This is a genomic window from Streptosporangium sp. NPDC051022 (assembly GCF_040683035.1).
In the GTDB taxonomy this organism is placed as follows: domain Bacteria; phylum Actinomycetota; class Actinomycetes; order Streptosporangiales; family Streptosporangiaceae; genus Streptosporangium.
Genome location: NZ_JBFBCF010000077.1, coordinates 1 through 3,913 on the forward strand (window position 1 = coordinate 1; position 3,913 = coordinate 3,913).

Here is a 3,913-nt window from a genome sequence, read left to right on the forward strand (position 1 = left end):
TGCCAGGCCGTCGGCACGACTTCTGGAGAACGTTGCAGTCATGGCACGACACCCCTCCGAGAATCACGCCGCGTAACCGCCGGCGAAAAATATGCGCAGGCAGCCCACTACCACGTTTTTCCGAGGGCGCCGATAAAATGGCGCATAAATAACGTGGACTCCCCGTACCTGATGATCAACTCCTAAGGAACTCTTGCGCAACACATCTTGCGCAACTGCCATCACGGTGTCAATACTTCCCCTGGGCGCGACGTCACAAATCCCCTCTTCACCCTTCAACGGTGTTCGACAACCGTTCACCCGAACGATGCCCGCCGCCGTTCCGCACGGAAGAAGAAGGGCGCCAACACCTAGACGTGCAGGCCCATGGTTCTGGACGCACCACATGCCCTTGACAGCATGTTCTTGACAAGATACCTTGCGCAAGGATTCCTTAGGTTGTGAACATTTATGGACCGGGGCACCGACCTTGGGACTGAAACGCGCTATTCACGGACATCCGAAATACGTTATAGCGCGATAGCCTGCACATTCTCCATCAGCGGCACCCCGCCTGATTTCCAAGGAGTTCCGTGCCATGACAAAGGCGTTTTCCGTGAGTAATGACGCCTCCGAAATGGAGGGCCGGAACGCCGGGGGGACGGCCTCGCCGCCGTACCGGGCCGACTGGAGAACGCTTCTGGGCACACGTGACGGGACACGCTCCGACCGGCCGGCCGTCGTGGCCTCCGCCCTCTCCCTCACCTACGAGGAGCTCGACCGCCGCGCCGGGGAGCTGACGCGGCGGCTGCGCGAGTACCCGGCGGGCCCGGGGCAGGTCGTCGCCGTCCGTACGGCGCACCGGTTGAGCGGTCTGGTCGCGATGCTCTCCGTACTGCGGGCGGGCGCCACCTACCTCGCGCTCGATCCCGCCGCCCCGGCCGAACGCCATCGGTTCATGCTCCGGGACAGCGGTGCCCGGCTGATCCTGGACGGCCCCGACGTGAAACCGGGCGAGGACGACCCGCCGGGGATTCCGACGATGCGGATCTCCGCCGACACCCCGGACCACGACCCGGGCACGGGGGACGCCGGGGAGGCCGGGGACACCAGGGAGGCAGGGGAGGCCGAGGACGCCGGGGAGAACGAGAGGACCGAAGACGCCGTCTCGCCGCCCGATCCCCGGGACATCGCCTATCTCGTGTACACCTCGGGCACGACCGGCGAGCCCAAAGGGGTCGGCGTGCCGTACGGCGCGCTGGACGACCACCTCGCCGGGATCGGCGCGCGCTTCGGGCTGCGCGGCGACGACCGCGTCCTGCAGTTCGCCCCTCCGCACGTCGACGTCGCGATCGAGCAGGCGCTCGCCCCGCTGGCCGCCGGGGCGACCGTCGTGCTCGTGGAGGAACGTTCCCCTTCGATCGGCGCGCTCCTCGACCTCGTCCACCGCGAGCGGGTCACCGTCGCGAACCTGCCCGCCGGCTACTGGAACGAGCTGGCCTCCGGCCTCGACCGGCTGCCGCTGCCGGAGGGACACCACCTGCGGCTGATGATCTCGGGTAGCGAGCGGATGTCCCCTCAGGCGGCCCGCGCCTGGTTGCGGTACGCCCCGGACGTGCGGCTCGTCAACGCCTACGGGCCGACGGAATGCGTGATCACGGCGACGGCCCACGAGGTCACCGAGGCCGACGTCGCCGCCGAGACCGACGAGGTGCCGATCGGCACGGCGTGCGGCGACCGCGCGCTCCACGTGCTCGACTCCTCGCTCGCGCGCTGCGCGCCGGGAGTGGCCGGGGAGCTCTACGTCGGCGGGCGGCCGCTGGCCCGGGGATACTCGGGCAGAGCGGGGCTGACGGCCCAGCGGTTCGTGCCCGACCCGTACGGCGACACCCCCGGCGCCCGGATGTACCGCACGGGCGACCTCGTCCGCCTCCGCGAGGACGGGCGCCTGGAGTTCCTCGGCAGAGTGGACGACCAGGTCAAGATCAGGGGATACCGGGTCGAGCCGGCGGAGACGCAGCGGGTGCTGGAGGACCACCCCGCCGTACGGCGGTGCGCGGTGCTCGGGCAGCGGGACGAGAACGGACGGGCACGCCTGGTCGGCTACGCCGTCGCCGACGCGCAGGCCGAGGAGCTCATGACGTTCCTGGCCGACAGGCTCCCCGACTATCTTCTTCCCGCGCATCTGATGCTGCTGGACCGGCTGCCGCTGACCACGGGCGGCAAGCTCGACCGCGCCGCGCTGCCCCCGATCCCGAGGCCACGGGAGACGGCGCCGCCGCGGACCGCGACCGAGCGGCTGCTGGCCGGCCTGTGGCACGAGGTCCTCGGCGTCGACGACGTCGGACGCCACGACGACTTCTTCGCGCTCGGCGGGGACTCCCTCGCCGCGCTCCGCATCACCGCCCGGCTGCTGGGCCACTTCGGCAAGAACCTCTCGCCGCAGGCCGTCTTCGACACACCGGTGCTCGCGAACCTGGCCGCACGACTCGACGCGGACCGCGACCGGAACAGGGACCGGTCATCCGGGACACCGGCCGCGACGGCACAGCCGAACGACCGTCGGGACGGGCAGCCGAACGGGCAGCGGGACGAACGACCCGGCGACCGGAACGGCACCCAGAACAGTAAGCAGGACAGCGGGCAGGACAGCGGACGGAGCGGCGGGCGGAGCGACGACGGCGCCGGGCGGCCGCTGTCCCTCGGTCAGCACGCCCTGTGGCTGTCCGAGCAGTGGAACCCCGGCGCGCCTCTCTACAACGTGCCGTGGGTGTTCCGGCTACGCGGCGAACTCGACGCCCCGCTGCTCGAACGGTGCCTGAACACGCTCGTCGAGCGGCACGAGGCGCTGCGGACCGTCTTCCCCGCGCAGCTCGGCGAGCCCGCCCAGAGAGTGCTCCCCACCGTTCCCGTCCGGCTCGATGTCGGCGACCACGACGAGGAGACGATCGCGCGAGCGGCCCGCGAGCCGTTCGACCTGGAACACGGGCCGCTGTTCAGGGCGCGGCTGCTGCGCGAGGGCGACGACGGCTGGGCGTTGCTGGTCGTCCTCCACCACATCGTCTGGGACGAGTGGTCACTGCGGATCTTCGAGACCGAGCTGGCCGAGCTCTACACGGCGGCGCTGGCCGGCCGCCCGGCGTCGCTCGCCGACCTGCCGCAGCGGCCGTCCGACCACGCGGTCCGGCAGCGGGAGCTGGTGAACGGCGAACACCTGGCCGAGGGGCTCGCCTACTGGGAGCGGCGGCTCGAAGGGGCGCCGCGGGAGCTGGCACTGCCCGCCGACCGGTCTCCGGGGACGCGGACGCCGTCCGGCGCGGCCGTACGGTTCGAGCTGGACCGGGATCTCGCCATCCGGGTGCGCGCCCTGGCGAAGGCCGAGGGAGCGACGCCGTTCATGGTGCTGCTGGCCGCCTTCTGCCTGATGCTGCGCGGCCGTACCGGCCAGGACGACCTCGTCGTCGCCACGCCCGTCGCCGACCGGAACCGGGCCGAGTGGGAGGGCCTGATCGGCTACTTCGTCAACCTGGTACCGCTGCGCGTCAGGACGCGTCCGGAGTGGGGCTTCCGCGAGCTGCTCGCGCGGGTCCGCGACGACGTGCTGTCCGACCTCGGTCACCAGGAGGTGCCCTTCCAGCTCATCGCGGAACGCGTCACGCGTGATCACTCGGCGGACCGCGCCCCGTTCACCCAGGTCGCCTTCGAGATGCATCGGCACGACTCCCGTCCGGTCCGGTTCGGCGACGCCGCCGGGACCCGGGAGCTGGTTCCCACCGACACCTCGAAGTTCGACCTGACCTGGCAGATCACCGACGACGGCGAACGCTTCTTCGGTGTCGTGGAGTACAGCACCGACCTGTTCGACGCGGCGACGGTCGAGGGGCTGACGGCGGGCTGGGAGAGCGTGCTGCGGGTGGCGGCCGAGGTTCCGGTT

1 protein-coding gene is annotated in these 3,913 nt (G+C 70.8%); it reads left to right on the top strand.

Features of this window, described 5'->3' with window-relative positions:
- Positions 1 to 595: 595 nt before the first annotated feature.
- Positions 596 to 3,913 (top strand): amino acid adenylation domain-containing protein (locus tag AB0N02_RS47205; RefSeq protein ID WP_363961727.1); only part of this gene is annotated, 3,318 nt, incomplete at its 3' end.